Source organism: Streptomyces boncukensis (assembly GCF_011045075.1).
GTDB classification, from domain to species: domain Bacteria; phylum Actinomycetota; class Actinomycetes; order Streptomycetales; family Streptomycetaceae; genus Streptomyces; species Streptomyces boncukensis.
On record NZ_JAAKZZ010000015.1, the window covers coordinates 19,300 to 36,801 of the forward strand.

The 17,502-nt window shown below is 70.6% G+C and carries 14 protein-coding genes; 2 read left to right on the forward strand and 12 right to left on the reverse strand.

The genetic code is table 11. The features are described 5' to 3' along the window. Positions 1-104: 104 nt before the first annotated feature. Together G5C65_RS02930 and G5C65_RS02935 are read right to left on the reverse strand one after the other, a co-directional pair. Positions 105-2,714, reverse strand: coding sequence for a glycine betaine ABC transporter substrate-binding protein (locus G5C65_RS02930; protein ID WP_165296984.1), 2,610 nt, complete (start codon positions 2,712-2,714; stop codon positions 105-107). Further along, complete coding sequence (locus tag G5C65_RS02935; RefSeq protein WP_338146215.1) at positions 2,707-3,855, reverse strand: quaternary amine ABC transporter ATP-binding protein; 1,149 nt, start codon at positions 3,853-3,855, stop codon at positions 2,707-2,709. Before G5C65_RS02935 ends, G5C65_RS02930 begins: the two co-directional genes overlap by 8 nt. A gap of 302 nt (positions 3,856-4,157) precedes the next feature. Between G5C65_RS02935 and G5C65_RS02940 the strand changes: the two genes are divergently transcribed. Then, the gene (locus tag G5C65_RS02940) at positions 4,158-5,063 is read left to right on the forward strand and encodes a 5'-3' exonuclease (RefSeq protein WP_165296998.1); all 906 of its coding nucleotides are present in this window, start codon (positions 4,158-4,160) and stop codon (positions 5,061-5,063) included. 71 nt (positions 5,064-5,134) lie between these two features. Then, the gene (locus G5C65_RS02945) at positions 5,135-5,983 is read left to right on the forward strand and encodes an SIP domain-containing protein (RefSeq protein ID WP_165296986.1); all 849 of its coding nucleotides are present in this window, start codon (positions 5,135-5,137) and stop codon (positions 5,981-5,983) included. Positions 5,984-5,998: 15 nt separating this feature from the next. On the opposite strand, the gene G5C65_RS02950 is transcribed toward G5C65_RS02945, so the two are convergent. The 10 genes from G5C65_RS02950 to pafA form a co-directional block, all read right to left on the reverse strand. Continuing rightward, entirely contained in the window at positions 5,999-7,192 is a 1,194-nt protein-coding gene (locus G5C65_RS02950; RefSeq protein WP_165296987.1) for a Ca2+-dependent phosphoinositide-specific phospholipase C, read from the reverse strand. 269 nt (positions 7,193-7,461) lie between these two features. Continuing rightward, positions 7,462-10,263: a DEAD/DEAH box helicase gene (locus G5C65_RS02955; RefSeq protein WP_165296988.1), complete on the reverse strand. Its 2,802-nt coding sequence runs from the start codon at positions 10,261-10,263 to the stop codon at positions 7,462-7,464. Between the two features lie 134 nt (positions 10,264-10,397). Beyond that, entirely contained in the window at positions 10,398-11,372 is a 975-nt protein-coding gene (gene tatC / locus G5C65_RS02960; protein WP_165296989.1) for a twin-arginine translocase subunit TatC, read from the reverse strand. A 70-nt stretch (positions 11,373-11,442) separates the two neighbouring features. Next, complete coding sequence (gene tatA / locus G5C65_RS02965; protein WP_165296990.1) at positions 11,443-11,730, reverse strand: Sec-independent protein translocase subunit TatA; 288 nt, start codon at positions 11,728-11,730, stop codon at positions 11,443-11,445. A gap of 223 nt (positions 11,731-11,953) precedes the next feature. Then, complete coding sequence (locus G5C65_RS02970) at positions 11,954-12,181, reverse strand: hypothetical protein (protein ID WP_165296991.1); 228 nt, start codon at positions 12,179-12,181, stop codon at positions 11,954-11,956. Positions 12,182-12,288: 107 nt separating this feature from the next. Beyond that, positions 12,289-13,251, reverse strand: a complete 963-nt coding sequence (locus tag G5C65_RS02975) for a helix-turn-helix transcriptional regulator (protein ID WP_165296992.1) — start codon at positions 13,249-13,251, stop codon at positions 12,289-12,291. Between the two features lie 15 nt (positions 13,252-13,266). Beyond that, positions 13,267-14,253, reverse strand: coding sequence for a helix-turn-helix transcriptional regulator (locus G5C65_RS02980; RefSeq protein ID WP_165296993.1), 987 nt, complete (start codon positions 14,251-14,253; stop codon positions 13,267-13,269). A 156-nt stretch (positions 14,254-14,409) separates the two neighbouring features. Beyond that, positions 14,410-14,784, reverse strand: coding sequence for an FKBP-type peptidyl-prolyl cis-trans isomerase (locus G5C65_RS02985; RefSeq protein ID WP_165296994.1), 375 nt, complete (start codon positions 14,782-14,784; stop codon positions 14,410-14,412). A gap of 58 nt (positions 14,785-14,842) precedes the next feature. Continuing rightward, on the reverse strand, positions 14,843-15,823 hold the full coding sequence (locus tag G5C65_RS02990) for an FKBP-type peptidyl-prolyl cis-trans isomerase (RefSeq protein WP_165296995.1): 981 nt from the start codon (positions 15,821-15,823) through the stop codon (positions 14,843-14,845). Between the two features lie 152 nt (positions 15,824-15,975). After that, positions 15,976-17,337 (reverse strand): Pup--protein ligase, encoded by a 1,362-nt coding sequence (pafA, locus tag G5C65_RS02995; protein ID WP_165296996.1) that lies wholly within the window; start codon positions 17,335-17,337, stop codon positions 15,976-15,978. Positions 17,338-17,502: the final 165 nt, after the last annotated feature.

Genomic DNA, 17,502 nt, shown 5'->3' on the forward strand with positions numbered 1-17,502 from the left:
GAGATTATCGTTTTGCAACGGGCCGTTACACAGCGACGGGACCTCCGGGGCACCGGGTGCCGGGGAGGTCCCGCCGCTGTCTGCCGACGCGCGGGGCGCGAGTCTCAGCCGACTGGCGCCAGCTTGTCGACCAGGCCGGGTCGGGAGTCCAGCCACTTGCGCGCCGACTCCTTCTCCTTGCCCTTGCCGCCCGCCTGGATCGCGGCTTCCAGGGAGCCGAGGTCCTTCTCGGACATATGGAAGTTCTTCAGCCAGCCGTACAGCTCGGGGAAGTCCTTCTTGAAGTCCTTCTTGGCGGTGACGTGGATCTCGTCGCCCTTGCCCCAGGCGCCCTGAGGGTCCTTGAGCTTCTTCATCGGGTACTTGCTGTACACCCAGTGCGGGGACCAGGTGGTGGCCAGGATCGGCTTCTTCTGCTTCACCGCCCGGTCCACCGCCGAGAGCATCGAGGAGGTGGACGACGAGACGACCTTGTACTCCTTGTCGAGGCCGTACTTCTTGAGCACGGTCTTGAGGATCTTCATCTCACCGGCGCTGGACTCGATGCCGGTGATCTTGTGGTCGAACTTGTCGCCCTTCCCCTTCAGATCCGCCAGCGAGTCGATGCCCTTGACGTACTCGGGCGTCGACAGCTCCAGCGACGTCTCGTCGTACCAGGGGCCGAGGTCGGTCGATCTGGACTTGTACTTCTTCCAGTACTGCGCGTGCGTGGTCGGCAGCCAGGCGTCCGTCTGGAAGTCCATCTGCCCCTGGGCCAGCGCGGTGAACAGCGGACCGGGGTCGAGCTGCTTGGCGGAGGGCCGGTAGCCGCGGTCCTCCAGGACGTTCTGCCACAGGTACGTGGTCGCGATGGCCTCGTCCCAGGGGAAGTAGCCCATCTTGACCGCCTTGCCCGCGTCCCTGCCGTCCTTCTTCTGGCCCGGGACCGGGGCGTACTTGTCGACGAAGCCGGGGTGCTTCTTGAGCCAGGCGCGCACGGCGTCCTGCTCCTTGCCCTCGCCCGCCTGCTGGATCCGGTTCTCCAGGGAGGTGAGCTGCTGGTCCGACAGATGGAAGTTCTTCAGCCAGTTCGCGACGGTCGGGTCGTCCTGGGAGAAGCCCTTGCGCGCCACGCTGTAGAGCTTCTCGCCCTTGCCGAAGGCGCCCTTGGGGTCCTTCAGCTTGGTGAGGTCGTAGGCGTTGTACGCCCAGTGCGGCGACCAGAGCGTGACGACGACCGGCTCCTTCTTGGCGATGGAGCGCTTCAGCTCGGCCAGCATCGAGGAGGTGCTGGAGGAGACGACCTTGTACTCGCCCTCCAGGCCGTACTCCTTGAGGACCTTGTCCTTGAGGATCTTCATCTCGCCGGCGCTGGACTCAATGCCGATGATCTTGCCGTGGAACTTCTTGCCCTGCCCCTTCAGATCCGCCAGGGACGTGATGCCCTTGACATACGAGGGCACGGTCAGCTCCAGCGAGGTCGGGCCGTACCAGGCGCCCAGCTTCTCCATCTTGGAGCCGTACTTGTCCCAGTACTGCGCGTGGGTGGTGGGCAGCCAGGCGTCCGTCTGGAAGTCCACGTCGCCCCGGGCGATGCCGGAGTAGAGCGGGCCCGGGTCGAGCTGCTTGAGGTTCGGCTTGTACCCGCGCTCCTGCAGCATCTCCTTCCACAGGTACGAGGTCGCGATGCCCTCGTCCCAGGGGATGTAGCCCATGTTGATCTGCTTGCCCTTGCCGACGTCGGTGCCGGCCACGCTCTTGTCGCCGTCGCCGCCCGCGAGGTTCATACCGCCCGCGACCAGCGCCAGGACGACCACGCCGCACAGCGCGACCGCGGTGCCCGGCCGGTAGCGGACGAACTTCATCCGGCCCATCGCGGCCGTCGCCTTGGCGGCGGCGCGGCGGCCCAGCGGGGAGACCCGCGCGTTGAGCGCACCGGTCATCCGGTCGAGATACATCGCGAGGATGACCACGCCGACGCCGGACTCCACACCGAGGCCGACCTGCACCTGGGTGACGGCGGCGTAGACCCGCTCACCGAGCCCTGGGGCACCGGCCATACCGGCGATCACGACCATGGACAGCGCCAGCATGATGACCTGGTTGACGCCGGCCATGATCGTCGGCAGCGCCAGCGGGAACTGCACCCGGGTGAGGGTGTGCTTCGGGCTGGTGCCGAACGCCTCGGCCGCCTCGACCAGCTCGCTGTCCACCTGCCGGATGCCGAGCTCGGTCATCCGCACGCCCGGCGGCATCGAGAAGACGATCGTCGCCAGCAGACCGGGGGTCGTGCCGACGGAGAAGAACATCACGCCGGGGATGAGGTAGACGAAGGCGGGCATCGTCTGCATCACGTCCAGCACCGGCCGGACGAACGCGCTGAACGCCTTGGAGCGCGCCGCCCAGATGCCCAGCGGCACCGCGATCACGATGGTGATCACGGCGGCGGCGAGGACCAGCGACAGCGTCTCCATCGCCTGGTCCCACAGCTGGAAGGAGTCGATCAGTGCGAAGCCGGCGAAGGTGACCACGCCGGCCAGGGCGCCGCGCAGCCAGAGTGCGATGACCGCGAAGATCCCGGCCATCAGCAGCGCCTCGCCGCCGCCGAGCACGTCGTTGATGCGGTCGTACAGGCCCGTCAGGACCGTGTTGATGAAGTCGAAGAGCCAGCCGAGGTGCTTCTGCAGCCAGTCGACGGCGTCCTCGACCCAGTCACCGGGGTGGAACTCAGGCACGTGCGGTCACCCCGGCGCTCTCGTCGTCGCCGCCGCCCGCGGCGCCGTCCTTGCCGCCGTCCTCGGCGCGGCCCCGGGCGCGGTCCGCGCCGTGCCCGTTGACGTGCGGCTCCTCCGCGAGCGCGGAGAGCAGCCGCTCGCGGTCGACGACACCCACCGGGGTGCCGTCCTCGTCCGTGACGACCATGGTGTTCCCGCCGCTGGAGAGCGGGGTGAACAGCTCGGCCAGCGGGGTCTCGGCGGTGACGGTCGAGGCGTCGCCGAGCTCGCCGTCCCGCAGCGCCGAGGTGCCGCCCTCGGCGTCCTCCATGATCGAGCCCGCGGTGAGCACCCGGGAGCGGTCGACGTCCTGGATGAACGAGGCGACGTAGTCGGTGGCCGGGCGCACCAGGATGTCCTCGGCGGTGCCGATCTGGACGATCCGGCCGTCGCGCATCACCGCGATCCGGTCGCCGAGCCGCATGGCCTCGTTGAGGTCGTGGGTGATGAAGACGATCGTCTTCTTCAGCGTCTTCTGCAGCTCCAGCAGCTGGTCCTGCATATCGCGGCGGATCAGCGGGTCGAGCGCGCTGAAGGACTCGTCCATCAGCAGCAGCTCCGCGTCCGTGGCCAGCGCGCGGGCCAGGCCGACGCGCTGCTGCATACCGCCGGACAGCTCGTCGGGCCAGGACTGCTCCCAGCCCTGCAGCCCGGCCAGCTTCAGCGCCTCGGTGGCGCGCTCGTCGCGCTCGGCGCGGGGTATGCCCTGGACCTCCAGTCCATAGGCGGCGTTCTCCAGCACGCTGCGATGGGGGAAGAGCGCAAAGTGCTGGAAGACCATGCTGATCTTCTTCGAGCGGACGTCGCGCAGCTCGCGGGGGCGCAGCGCGGTCAGGTCCTCGCCGTCGATCTCCACACGGCCGGACGTGGGCTCCAGCAGACCGTTGAGCATCCGCAGGAGCGTGGACTTCCCGGAGCCCGACAGGCCCATGACCACGAATATCTCGCCCTCATCGACCTCGAAGGAGGCGTCGATGACCGCGGCGGTCACGCCCTTGGCGCGCAGCTCCTCGCGATCGACCCCGGATTCGAGCCGGGCCACCGCATGGTCTGGTCTCCTGCCGAACACCTTGTACAAATGCTCGGCCCTCAGCCTGGACACATTCACCTCTTGCGTCGACAACAGAAACCTGGCACTCCCCCGCGCACTCTGCGCACGCGAGGCCGAACCCCGCGTAGAACCGCAATCTGCGCATACCAGAAACATGCATCCTACACCAGAGCCCTGTTCTCGGATCGCCTACTCGATTTCGTCACCTTGAAACTGAACGCGATACATCTCATACGTTCGCTTGACGAACGCCTTGGCAGTCCGTGGGGAGCAGCGCACCAGCTCATTACCTGCCGACCTGCGGCATCATCGGGGGCGTGACGATTCCCACAGCTCCCGCAGCCGGCACAGCGATGCTCCTCGACACCTCCTCCCTCTACTTCCGCGCCTACTTCGGTGTCCCCGAGACCGTGCGCGCCCCCGACGGGACGCCGGTGAACGCCGTGCGCGGCCTGCTCGACTTCATCGCCCGGCTGGTCCAGGACCACCGCCCGGACACCCTTGTGGCCTGCATGGACTTCGACTGGCGCCCCGCGTGGCGGGTCGAGCTCATCCCCTCGTACAAGGCGCACCGGGTCGCCGAGGAGAGCCCCGGCGGCCCGGACGCCGAGGAGACCCCCGACACCCTCGCGCCGCAGGTCCCGGTGATCGACGAGGTGCTCGACGCGCTCGGCATCGCCCGCGTCGGCGCCGACGGCTACGAGGCGGACGACGTCATCGGCACCCTGGCGGCGCGCACCGAGGGGCCGGTGGACATCGTCACGGGCGACCGCGACCTCTTCCAGCTGATCGACGACGAGCGCGCCATCCGGGTGCTGTACCCGGTCAAGGGCGTGGGCAGCCTGGATGTCTACGACGGCGCTGCGCTGCGCGCCAAGTACGGCGTGGACGGGCCGGGTTACGCGGACCTCGCCCTGCTGCGCGGCGACCCGAGCGACGGGCTGCCCGGCGTGCGCGGCATCGGCGAGAAGACCGCCGCCAAACTGCTCGCGGACTACGGCGATCTGCGGGGGATCGTCGCCGCCGCCGCGGACCCGGCCTCCAAGGTGACCCCGGCGCAGCGCACGAAGTTCGCGGAGGCGGCCGACTATCTGGCGGTCGCACCCCGGGTCGTCCGGGTCGCCCACGATGTGGACCTGCCGCCCTTCGACCCCGCCCTGCCTGCCGCGCCCCGCGATCCGGGCGCGCTCGAAGACCTCTCGGAGCGCTGGGGATTGGGCGGATCGCTGCGCCGGCTGCTCGCCGCACTCGCCGGGTGATCTGTTAGCTTAGGTAAGCCTAAGTAATACACATCCGAGCAGTATCCGCCCCAGGCACCAGGGAGGACGTCGTGGCAGACCGCCCGGCTCGCACAACCCCCCAACTCCACCGCGGCGAGGTGGTACGCACCGAACAGCTGACACCGCACATGGTGCGGATCGTCCTCGGCGGCGCGGGCCTCGCGGACTTCTCGGCCGGTGACTACACCGACCACTACGTCAAACTGCTGTTCCCCCAACCCGGGGTGGACTACGGCGAACCGTTCGACATGACCCGGATCCGCGCCGAGCTGCCCCGCGACCAGTGGCCCACGATGCGCACCTACACCGTGCGCTCCTGGGACCCCAAGGAGCGCGAGCTCGCCCTCGACTTCGTGGTGCACGGCGACAAGGGCCTCGCGGGGCCCTGGGCCCGGCGCGCCCGCGCCGGGGACGAGATCCGCATGCTCGGCCCCGGCGGCGGCTACGTCCCCGCCCCGGACGCCGACTGGCACCTCCTCGCGGGCGACGAGAGCGCCCTGCCCGCCATCGCCGCCACCCTGGAGCGGATCCCCGCCGGCGCGCCCGTCCACGCCCTGATCGAGGTCGCGGGCCCGGAGGAGGAGCAGGAGCTGCAGGCCCCGCTCGACGCCCGGATCACCTGGCTGCACCGCGGCACCCGGCCCGTGGGCGGGCCGCTGACCGAGGCCGTACGCGCCCTGGACTTCCCCGCCGGGCAGGTGCACGCCTTCGTCCACGGCGAGGCCGGCTTCGTCAAGGACCTCCGCCGCCATCTGCGGCTGGAGCGGGGCGTGGCCCGCGAGCAGCTGTCCATCTCCGGCTACTGGCGGCTGGGCACCGACGAGGACGGCTGGCAGGCGTCGAAGCGGGAGTGGAACGCGCAGGTCGAGGCGGAGCAGGAGCACCGGTCCGCCGCGTAGCCCCGGCCCGCGGGTTCAGCGCTCCAGGTCCGGAGCGGGGCAGCGCCGCACGGTCACCGGGTTGCAGCGCACCGTGGTCGCCCCGCCCGGCAGCTCCGCGACGTAGTCCGAGCCGTACCGCGCCGCGAGCCCCGGCACCGGGAAGTCCGTGCTCACCATCTGCGCGCCCGAACGCAGCGCGTCCCGCTGCATCGACGTGTCACCGCTCGTCGCCTGGACGAGCGGCACGTCGGACCGCGTGCGCACATAGAAGCCCTGCCGCACCAGCTTCCTGATCCGGTACGCGTTGGCCCCGGTCGGGTCGTTGACCTTCATGAACGCCGCGTCCGCACGCCACGGCTCGGAGTCCGTGAACAGCACCCGGCCCTGCAGGCTCTCCCGGCCCCCGGCGCGGTAGGCGTCCTGGATCTCCCGGCCGTCGTTGTCCATGAAGAACATCACCTGCCCCCGGGTGTCCCGCACCCGGGGCCAGCCGTACTTCCGTACGGACTGCCCCAGCGTCTTGCCCGGACGCCGGATGTCGTCGGGCGTGACCGTCTCGTCGTCGGGGAAGACCGAGCGGATCTCCCGGTCGAGCGCGTCCAGCATGGCCGTGTCCCACTTCGGGCTCCTGGCGCCGCCCTGCTCCTCCAGCCGGGGGTCGGTCGACTTCAGCTCCAGCAGGATCGGCGCCGCCACATGGCCCGGCTGCCGCTCGGACCACTCCTTGACCTGGGTGAGACAGCCCTTCAGCGTCACACAGCTCGTGCGGTAGTCGAAGTCCGCCCAGTGCAGCACCTTGAAGCCGGGCTTCTTCAGCTCCGGGTCGGCGAGCGGCGGCAGTCCGGCCCGCTTGCGGATCAGCGGATCCGCGTACAGCCCGCCCTCCGGGTCGGGGAAGACGTCCAGCTCGATCCCCCGCACCCGCTGCCGCTCGAACTGCACGGGCAGCGACGCATGGCTGTAGAGCAGCGACTGCCAGTTCGGGTCGTGCTGCGACATCAGCTGCTGCTCCGGGAAGGAGACCTCCCGGTGGTAGCTGTTGTGGGTGGCCATCGCCTGCACCTGGGTCAGCTTCAGCCGCCCCGCGGGGTCGCCGTGCCGACTCGGCCCCGCCGCCTGGGCCTGCGCCGCGGACAGCAGCCCCGCGACGGCGCCGAGCGCGGTCGCGGCGGCGGCCCAGCGGCGTACCCGGGATCTCAGCGGCCTCTTCGGGCTGTTCGTGCGCACATCGACCTCCTGTCGAGCACGGAACGCGCGGCGAGCGCGCCGGTCACACGGAACACTGCCGGGCCCGTACGGCTCGCACGTGCCCGGCAGTTGACGCACGCCTGAACATGCCCCGCCGCGCGGGCAGGGTCAAGAAGGCCGGGACGGCCCCCCATCGCGCCCGCGCCCGCACCCGCGCCCTGCACGAAACAGCAAGGGGCCGCCCCGGCCCAGCACGGTCCGCCGGGTGCCGCCGGGTGCCGCCGGGTGCCGCCGGGTGCGGAAAGAGATCAGCCCACGCTGGAGTAGGCGACAACCCCCCGCAGCATGCCGTCGATCGCCTTGCGGGCGTTCTTCGCGACGGTGCCGTCCGCCGGCGCGGCGGCGGCCAGCTGCCCCAGCACATCGATGACCTGCTTGCACCAGCGCACGAAGTCACCGGCGGGCATGTCCGCCTCGCGGAGCACCGTGTCCAGCCCATGGCCGTCCGCCCAGCGGTACGCGGCCCAGGCGAAGCCGAGGTCCGGCTCGCGCTGCCCGACCCCTTCGGCGGCGGTCAGCCGGTGGTCCTCCTCCAGCGCGTCCAGCCTCCCCCAGATCCGCACCATCTCGCCGAGCGCGGCGCGCGCCCGACCGCCCGGCAGCTTCGGCGGCAGCGAGTCGTCCCCCACCCGGGCCTCGAACACCAGCGCGGAGACGCAGGCGGCCAGCTCGGCGGGCGGCAGCCCTTCCCACACCTGCTCGCGCAGGCACTCGGAGGCCAGCAGATCCAGCTCCCCGTAGAGCCGCGCCAGGGTGCGCCCGGCGCCGGTGACATGGTCGCCGTCGAGATAGCCCAGCTCGGACAGGAGCGCGTAGACGCGGTCGAAGGTGCGCGCGATGGTGTTCGTCCGCCCCTCGATACGGCGCTCCAGCTGCCGCGTCTCGCGCTGCAGGCGGTGGTAGCGCTCCGCCCAGCGGGCGTGGTCCTCGCGCTCGTCGCAGCCGTGGCAGGGGTGCTGGCGGATCTCGGCCCGCAGCCGGGTGATCTCCTGGTCGTCCGCGGCGGCCGAGCGCTGCTTGCGGTGCCGCGGAGGGTCGTAGTGCCCGGCCCGGGTGCGCAGCGCGGAGGCGAGGTCGCGGCGGGACTGCGGACTGCGGGCGTTGAACGACTTGGGGATCCGCATCCGGTCCAGCGACTCCACCGGGACCGGGAAGTCTATCGCCGCCAGCCGCTTGACCTGCCGCTGCGCGGTCAGCACCAGCGGGCGCGGGCCCTCGTGCTCCAGACCCCGGTGGTGGGCCGGGCTGCGCCCGCCCACGCCCGGGTCCAGCACCAGCGCGAGCCCCGCGTACTTGCCCGTGGGCACATGGATGATGTCGCCGGGGCGCAGCTTCTCCAGCGCCGCGGCGGCCTGCGCACGGCGCTGCGCGACGCCCTGCTTGGCCAGCTCCGTCTCCCGGTCCTTCAGCTCGCGGCGCAGCCGCGCGTACTCCCCGAAGTCCCCCAGATGGCAGGTCATGGAGGCGCGGTAGCCCTGCAGGCCCTCCTCGTTCTTCCGCACCTGGCGGGAGATGCCGACCACCGAGCGGTCCGCCTGGAACTGGGCGAACGACGTCTCCAGCAGCTCCCGCGAGCGGTGCCGCCCGAACTGCGCGACGAGGTTCACCGCCATGTTGTACGACGGCTTGAAGGAGGAGCGCAGCGGATACGTCCGGGCGCCCGCCAGCCCGGCGAGCGCCCCCGGGTCCATGCCGCGCTGCCACAGCACCACCGCGTGCCCCTCGATATCGATGCCGCGCCGCCCGGCCCGCCCCGTGAGCTGGGTGAACTCCCCGGGGGTGATGTCAGCGTGCTGCTCGCCGTTCCACTTGACGAGCTTCTCCAGCACCACCGAACGCGCGGGCATGTTGATGCCCAACGCCAGGGTCTCGGTGGCGAACACCGCCTTGACCAGGCCGCGGACGAACAGCTCCTCGACGACCTCCTTGAACGTCGGCAGCATGCCCGCGTGGTGCGCTGCGATGCCCCGCTCCAGGCCCTCCAGCCACTCGAAGTACCCCAGGACGTGCAGGTCCTGGTCGGGGATCTCGGCAGTGCGCTCCTCGACGATCTCCCGCACCCGGGCGCGGGCCGCGCTGTCGTTGAGCCGCAGGCCCGAGTGCAGGCACTGCTGGACGGCCGCCTCGCAGCCCGCGCGGCTGAAGATGAAGGTGATGGCGGGCAGCAGGCCCTCGGAGTCCAGCCGCTCGATCACCTCGGGGCGGCCGGGCGTCCACACCCGGGAGCGCTGGCGGCGCTCCCGCTCCCGGTCGGCCTCCCGTCTGGGCCGCCCCCGGCGCCGGTCGCGCGGGTGGGAGACGCGGCTGTTCTCCATCCGGGCCATCCGCACCAGGTCCGGGTTGACCTCGCGCTTCTCGCCGGACTCCTCGAACAGGTCGTACATCTGCCGCCCGGCCAGCACATGCTGCCACAGCGGCACGGGCCGGTGCTCGGAGACGATCACCCGGGTGTCGCCGCGCACCGTGTCCAGCCAGTCACCGAACTCCTCGGCGTTGGAGACCGTGGCGGACAGCGAGACGAGGGCGACGGACTCCGGAAGGTGAATGATCACTTCCTCCCAGACGGCGCCGCGGAAGCGGTCCGAGAGGTAGTGCACCTCGTCCATCACGACGTAGCCGAGGCCGAGCAGCGACTGCGAGCCGGCGTAGAGCATGTTCCGCAGCACCTCCGTCGTCATCACGACGATGGGCGCCTCGGAGTTGACGCTGTTGTCCCCGGTCAGCAGGCCGACCTTGGCGGCGCCGTAGCGCTTGACCAGATCGCCGTACTTCTGGTTGGACAGCGCCTTGATCGGGGTGGTGTAGAAGCACTTGCGGCCCTGGGCGAGGGCGAGATGGACGGCGAACTCACCGACGATGGTCTTGCCGGAGCCGGTCGGAGCGGCCACCAGCACGCCCTTTCCGGCTTCGAGCGCATGGCACGCCTCGATCTGGAAGGCGTCCAGCTCGAAGTCGTAGAGGTCACGGAAGGGAGCGAGTGCGGTGGCCTGCTCGGCGGCACGCTTGCGAGCGGCCGAGTAGCGCTCCGCTGGGGACAGGTCCTCGGTCATCGTGTCTACGAGCCTACCGGCCACCCCTGACAGCGCTCACGATCTTTACCGGCCCATGGCCCGTCACCAGCGGTGCCGCGGCCGGTGCCGGGGGCGCCGGGGCGCCGACGGCGTCACGGAACGTGCCCGGCGGCTCATGTGGCGTCGTCGTAGCCGTTGTAGCCGTTGCGGCGGGGCGAGCGGCGGCCGTCGTCGCCGCCCTCGGACTCGGGGCGCGGCGCCGGGACGGCGTCGGCGGGCTCCACGTCCTCGGGGTCGTGGTCGAGCGGGGACGCCTCGTCGTCGTCCAGCCCGGCGTACGGGCTGGCGCGGCGGCGCCGGCGGTCGTTGAAGAAGCAGACGGCGACGGCGGCGAAGTACAGCAGCACGATCGGCGCGGCCAGCGCGGTCATGGTCAGCGGGTCACCGGTCGGGGTGGCGACGGCGGCGAAGACGGTGATCCCGAGCACCATGGCACGCCACCAGCCCAGCAGCCGCTTGCCGGTCAGGATGCCGCCGAAGTTCAGCATGACCAGCAGCAGCGGCAGCTCGAAGGCGAGCCCGAAAACGATCACCAGCCGGGTGACGATGTCCAGGAAGTCGTCGAGCGGGATGAGGTTCCCGGTGCCGTCGGGGCTGAAGTCCAGCAGGGTCTTGGCGGCGGTCGGCAGGATGACGTACGCCAGTGCGGCGCCCCCGACGAACAGCGGCGCCCCGGCGGCGACGAAGGAGCGCGCGTACTTCTTCTCGTGCTGGTGCAGACCGGGCGCGAGGAAGCCCCACAGCTGGTAGAGCCAGATCGGGGAGGCGATCACCACACCGGTGGTCAACGCCACCTTCAGCATGATCGTGAACGGCGCGACCAGGCCGTTGATGGTGATCTCGGCGCAGGTCTCGCCTTCCTTGGCGGCCTCGCCGAACCCCTTGGTGCAGCCGACGGAGTCGCGCACGGGGTCCATCAGGAAGTCCGCGATCTGCTTGTAGTAGAACATGGCGACGATGGTGACGGCCAAGATCGCCAGCACCGACTTCATCAAGCGATTGCGCAATTCCCGCAGGTGATCCGCGAGCGGCATCCGCCCCTCGGGGTCCTTCCCCTGTTTCCCCTGCTTGCGGGCGGACTTGAGCAACCCTCGTCCTCGGTCTCGGAGTGTCGGAGTATCAGATCAGGCGGGCACGGGTGACGGCGGCGGCGCCGGGTCAGCCCTGCTTCTGCTGCTGCTCGGGCTCGGAGACCGGACGGGAGCTGGAGACGTCACCGGGAGCGGCCTGAATCGTCTTGGGCGCGGACTGCTGGGACTCCGCCGTGCTGCCCGCCGCGTCCTTCTCGTCGCCGCTCTCCTTCTTCATCTGCTTGGCCTCGCTCTTGAGGATGCGGGCCGACTTGCCGAGCGAACGGGCCATGTCCGGGAGCTTCTTGGCGCCGAACAGCAGCAGGATGACAAGGAGAATCAGTACGATCTCCATGGGCCTCAGGTTGCCGATCATGTGCCACTACCTTCTCGCCGGGGCGGCGTGTGTCCTTGCCTGCCGTGTGAATCGGACGGGCTGCGTCGTGGTTCCACGCTGACGTGCTGACAGCGATCGTAACCCTGGGGAGTGAACGCCAGGCAATCCCCGTGCGTCCACCACCTTTCGCTCACGTCCCGCAGCGACACAGCCTCTCGCAGCGTACCCCTCCGATGACCGAAGCAGGAGACCGCCTGCGGCCTCACCCCGCGTCGGGCTCGCCCGGCGCCGCTCCCGGGGTCTGCGCGGCCCGCCCGGCCAGCGGCTGCGCGGCCCGCTCCAGGTTCTCGGCGGCGCGGGTGATCCGCTCCGAGCTGTCGCCCACGGCACGGGAGAAGCGGCGCACCTCCAGCCCGACCCGGACGGCCAGCACGCCGAGCACGGCGATACCGCAGAAGGCGAGCGTGAGGAAGAACATCGGCCAGAGCATGTGCGCAGCCTACGGCAACCGGCGCCCGCGGTTGCGCCCTCTCAGCCCTTCCGCCGGGCCTCCGACGGGGCCCCGTCAGGGGGCGGCGCGACAGGCGGCGGGTCGCGCTACTCGCCGTACGCCGCCAGGGCGCTGCGTGCCGCGTCCCGGGCGCTCTGAGCGAGCTCGCGGGGCGCCACGATGCGGCCGTCCCGGCCCAGCCGCAGCGCGAGCCTGCGCAGCGACGCCGGATCCGGAGTACGCAGGGTGATGCTGAGCCCGCCGTCCGGCAGCTCCTCGGCGCTGTCGTACGGGTAGTACTCGGCCACCCAGCGTCCGCCGGGCCCCACCTCGATCACGACCTCCGGGTCCTGCTCCGAGGGCTGCACCAGCCCCGCGCTCAGATCGCGCGGCTCCACCGGCGGCGGGTCGGCCCGCTCGTCCAGCAGCCGGATCTCGGCGACCCGGTCCAGCCGGAAGGTGCGCCTGGCCTCCGAGAGCCGGCACCACGCCTCGACATAGGTGTGCCCGACCGCGAACAGCCGGATCGGGTCCACCTCGCGCTCGGTCAGCTCGTCCCGCGCCGGGGAGTAGTAGCGCAGCCACAGTCTCCGCCGCTCGGCGATGGCCCGGTCGACGTCCGCGAAGACGCCGCTCTCCGACTCGAAGGTGACCGAGACCCGGGAGCTGGCGCCCGCGCTCTCCCCCGCCGCGCTCTCCAGCTTCGCGGTGGCCCGCTGCAGCGCGTCCCTGTCGCTCTCCCGCAGCCCCGGCAGCGTGGCCACCGCGCGCGCCGCGACCAGCAGCGCCGTCGCCTCGTCGGCGGCCAGCCGCAGCGGCTGCGCGGTGTCGCTGCCCAGCGCGTCCGCGTTCCGCCACCAGATGCGCTCGCCGTCGGTGTCGATCTCCAGCAGGTCCCCGCCGCGGAAGCTGGTGCCGCACATGGGCAGCACGTTCAGATCGGAGATCAGTTCGTCCGTGGTGATCCCGAAGGCCCGCGCCACCTCCTCGACCCGGGCGCCGGGCCGGTCCCGCAGATAGGTGACCAGCGACAGCATCCTGCGGGTCTGGTCGATCGCGTTCACGGCCATCCGTACCGCTCCCCCTCAGCCCTTGGCGACGGCGCGCAGCCGGTCGACCACGTCGGCCCGCAGCTCGGCGGGCTCCAGCACCACCACATCGGGCCCGAACTCCACCAGCCAGGCGTCCAGCCCGTGCCCGTACGGGATCTCCAGCTCGTCCCAGCCGTCCCCCAGCTCCCGTACCTGGGCGGCGCGGGCCCGCAGCGGATAGCCGGCGCCGGAGCGCAGCCGGATCCGGGCGCTCGCGGTGGCGGTCTCGCCGGCCCAGCGCTCCACCGTCTCGCGCACCGTCACCTGGTCGGGCACCGGCGCGGTGAAGGCGGCGGAGCGGGAGCGCACGGAGCCGGTGATCCGGGAGAGCCGGAAGACCCGCTCGGCCCGCCGGTCCCGGTCGTAGCCCGCCAGATACCAGTGGCCGCGCCAGCACTCCAGCGTCCACGGCTCGACCTGGCGGCGCTCGGCGCGCGCCGCGTTGGACTTGCGGTAGTCGAACACCACCGGCTTGCGGTCCCGGCAGGCGAGCATCAGCGGCTCGAACGCGGCCTCGCGCGCCGGGATGTGCGGCTCCAGCGTGCTGTGCCGGCCCTCCGCGTCCGGAGTCCGGCCGGGCGGCATGCCGCCCGCCGCGTGCAGCTTCTGCAGCGCCCCGCTGGCGGCCCCGGCGAGCCGGGCCTGCTGCCAGACCCGCGCCGCAACGCCGAGCGCGGTGGCCTCCTCGGCGTCCAGGGCGATGGGCGGCAGCCGGTTGCTGTCGCGGCGCGCGACATAGCCGGTCTCGCCGTCCAGGCTGTCCACGATGTCGATGACGAGCCCGAGCTCCCGCAGATCGTCCTTGTCCCGCTCGAACATGCGGTTGAACGAGTCGTCGCTGCCGGTGGTGTGCTCGCTGGGGCCGAACGCCTCGACATACGCCTCGATGGAGTCGCGCAGCTCCCGCTTGGTGAGGGGGCGCCGGGCGCCGAGCAGGCACAGTGCCAGATTCATCAGCCGCTCGGCCTTGGCGATCGCCATGGGTGCCCTCGTGCCCTCTCTGCTATCCGTCCCGGCCGGGCGGCCGGAAGTCCGGGAATCCGGAAGGTTACAGCCGGTTCCCGACCGTACCGCTCCCGGGGCGCGCCGCAAAAGCCGAGGGCCCCGCCGTGCGGCGGGGCCCTCGGTCCGGATCCGTCAGACGGACACCAGGTCGCAGACGAAGATCAGGGTCTCGTCCGGAGCGATCCGGCCGCCGCCCGCACCCTGCTTGCCGTAGGCGAGGTGCGGCGGGATGGTCAGCCGGCGCCGGCCCCCGACCTTCATGCCCTGGACGCCCCGGTCCCAGCCCGGGATGACCTGGCCCGCGCCCAGCTGGAACTGCAGCGGCTTGCCGCGGTTCCAGCTGGCGTCGAACTCCTCACCCGTGGAGAACGAGACGCCGACGTAGTGCACGGAGACGCTGTCCCCGGCCTTCGCCTCGGGCCCGTCGCCCTCCCACAGGTCCTGGACTTCCAGATCCGCGGGCGGAGCACCCTCCGGGAAGTCGACCTCGGGCTTGTCTTTGTTCACGAAATTGCTCCTACGAACGAGTCTTGAGGACAACCGCGCCAGTCTGTCACGGAAGCGGTCACTTCACGTCAAGGACGTCCACGGAGAAGACAACACCGGACTTGAACTGCTTCTGCTGCTCCTTGGGGAACTCGCTCTTGGGAACGGAGATCACCACACGGCTGCCCTCCTTGGCCCCCTTCAGCCCTTCCTTCCAGCCCGGAATCTGGCTGACCGGAATCTGCTGCGGACCGCCCTGCGCCCAGGTGTCGTCGAGCTGCTTGCCGCCCTTCCACAGCTTCGCGGTGAAGTTCGACAGCACCTTGCTCTTCCCGGTGACCGCCTTGCCGTCGCCCTCCACCACGGTCTCGCTGACCAGCTTCCCGGGCGCCTCCTTGCCCTTGGGCATCTTGATGGACGGCGCCTTGTTCTTCTCGATCTTGGTGCTGACCTCGGGCAGATCCGGGTTCTGCGGCTTGTCCACCGGCTTGCCGTCGATCTGGCTCGGCATGATCTTCTTCAGGTCCACGACGAAGACCAGCGTGGAGTTCCCCGGAATCGTCGGCGGCTGCCCCTGCTTCCCGTACGCCTTGTCCGGCGGCGCGACGATCTCGACCCGGCTGCCGAGCCGCTTGCCCACCAGCGCCTCGTCCCAGCCCTTGATCACCTTGCCGGTGCCGATCTGGAACGTGGCGGGCTCACCCCGCTTCCAGCTGCTGTCGAACTCCTTGCCGTCCCAGAGCTGGCCGAGATAGTGCGCGTTGAGCGCGTCCCCCTTCTTGACCTTCTGGCCCTTGCCCTCGTCGAGGACCTTCACCCCGAGCTTCTTCGGCGGGTCGCCCTCACCCTTCTCGATCTTGGGCTTCTTGCCCTTCGCACCGGTGACCGCGGGCGTGCCGCCCTTCGCGTCGGAGGACGAGTCGTCGTCACTGCCGCAGGCCGCGGCGGACGCGATCAGCAGCGGAACGGCCAGCGCCGCCGCGGTACGACGCGCGGTCTTCGCGGAGACGCGCCTGAAGCGGGGTGTGCGGGGGGTCGACCCCCCGGAGAGATGCAGCATGAGTCCAACTCGCTGAGTAGGGGTATCCGGGCAGTTCTGACAGCCTACGGCTCCGCACCGCCACCCTCGCCACCCACGACACGGAAACCGCCCCCGACCCCGTCAACGCGCGCTGACGCGGATGACCGGAACGGGGGAAGGGCCCGATGCCGTCACATCCCGGCGATCAGCTTCTCCACCCGCTCGTCCACCGAACGGAACGGGTCCTTGCACAGCACCGTGCGCTGCGCCTGGTCGTTCAGCTTCAGATGCACCCAGTCCACCGTGAAGTCCCTGCGCTGCTCCTGGGCCCGCCGGATGAAGTCCCCGCGCAGCCGCGCCCGCGTGGTCTGCGGCGGCACCGACTTGCCCTCGAAGATCTTCAGGTCGTTGCAGATCCGGGCCGCCTTGCCACCGCGCTCCAGCAGGTAGTACAGCCCCCGGCGGCGGTGGATGTCGTGGTACGCGAGGTCTATCTGGGCGATCCTCGGGTGCGACATCGTGATGTTGTTCTTCTCCCGGTACCGCTCGATGAGCTGGTACTTCATCACCCAGTCGATCTCTGTGTTGATCTTGTCCAGCTCCTGGGCGCGGATCGCGTCCAGCGACCGGCCCCACAGCTCCAGCACCTGTTCCACCCGGCCGGAGCGGATCCCGCGGCGGTCGCAGAAGTCCAGCGCCTTCTCGAAGTACTCCTGCTGCACCTCCAGCGCCGACGCCTCCCGCCCGCTGGCCAGCCGCACCTTCCGCTGCCCGGTGATGTCGTGACTCACCTCACGGATCGCCCGGATCGGGTTCTCCAGCGTCAGATCCCGCATCACCGTGCCCGCCTCGATCATGCGCAGCACCAGATCGGTCGCGCCGACCTTCAGCAGCATGGTCGTCTCCGACATGTTCGAATCCCCGACGATCACATGCAGCCGCCGGTAGCGCTCCGCGTCCGCATGCGGCTCGTCCCGGGTGTTGATGATCGGCCGGGAGCGCGTCGTCGCCGAGCTCACCCCCTCCCAGATGTGCTCGGCGCGCTGGCTGACGCAGTACACCGCACCGCGCGGGGTCTGCAGCACCTTGCCGGCGCCGCACACCAGCTGCCGGGTGACCAGGAACGGGATGAGGACGTCCGCCAGCCGCGAGAACTCCCCGTGCCGGGCCACGAGATAGTTCTCGTGGCACCCGTAGGAGTTGCCCGCCGAGTCGGTGTTGTTCTTGAAGAGATAGACGTCGCCTGCGATCCCCTCCTCGTGCAGGCGGCGTTCGGCGTCGACGAGGAGGCCCTCCAGAATGCGCTCACCCGACTTGTCGTGGGTGACCAGCTCGGTCACGCTGTCACACTCCGGAGTCGCATACTCCGGGTGTGAGCCCACGTCCAGGTAGAGGCGCGCGCCGTTCCGCAGAAACACATTGCTGCTGCGGCCCCATGACACAACACGGCGGAAGAGGTACCGCGCCACCTCGTCGGGAGACAGCCGCCGCTGTCCCCGGAACGTACACGTGACGCCGTACTCGTTCTCCAGCCCGAAGATTCGGCGGTCCATGACTGAACATTACGCCTGATGCCCTGATCTGAAACCGGGTTCGGGGGCACCATTGTGATCATTTTCGGCACCCGCGGCACCGCTTGACACACCACCGGGACCTGCGGCGGAGTTCGCCGTCGGCGCCGTCGCCCGCGGGCGGGGCCCGCTTCCGCGCACCCCCAG

Bases quoted from the DNA above. Each gene is read 5' to 3' on its own strand.
- G5C65_RS02975 (WP_165296992.1), bottom strand. From the start codon at position 13,251: ATGGCCGTGAACGCGATCGACCAGACCCGCAGGATGCTGTCGCTGGTC.
- G5C65_RS02990 (WP_165296995.1), bottom strand. From the start codon at position 15,823: ATGCTGCATCTCTCCGGGGGGTCGACCCCCCGCACACCCCGCTTCAGG.
- G5C65_RS02980 (WP_165296993.1), bottom strand. From the start codon at position 14,253: ATGGCGATCGCCAAGGCCGAGCGGCTGATGAATCTGGCACTGTGCCTG.
- G5C65_RS02955 (WP_165296988.1), bottom strand. From the start codon at position 10,263: ATGACCGAGGACCTGTCCCCAGCGGAGCGCTACTCGGCCGCTCGCAAG.
- tatA (WP_165296990.1), bottom strand. From the start codon at position 11,730: ATGATCGGCAACCTGAGGCCCATGGAGATCGTACTGATTCTCCTTGTC.
- G5C65_RS02970 (WP_165296991.1), bottom strand. From the start codon at position 12,181: ATGCTCTGGCCGATGTTCTTCCTCACGCTCGCCTTCTGCGGTATCGCC.
- G5C65_RS02940 (WP_165296998.1), top strand. From the start codon at position 4,158: ATGCTCCTCGACACCTCCTCCCTCTACTTCCGCGCCTACTTCGGTGTC.
- pafA (WP_165296996.1), bottom strand. From the start codon at position 17,337: ATGGACCGCCGAATCTTCGGGCTGGAGAACGAGTACGGCGTCACGTGT.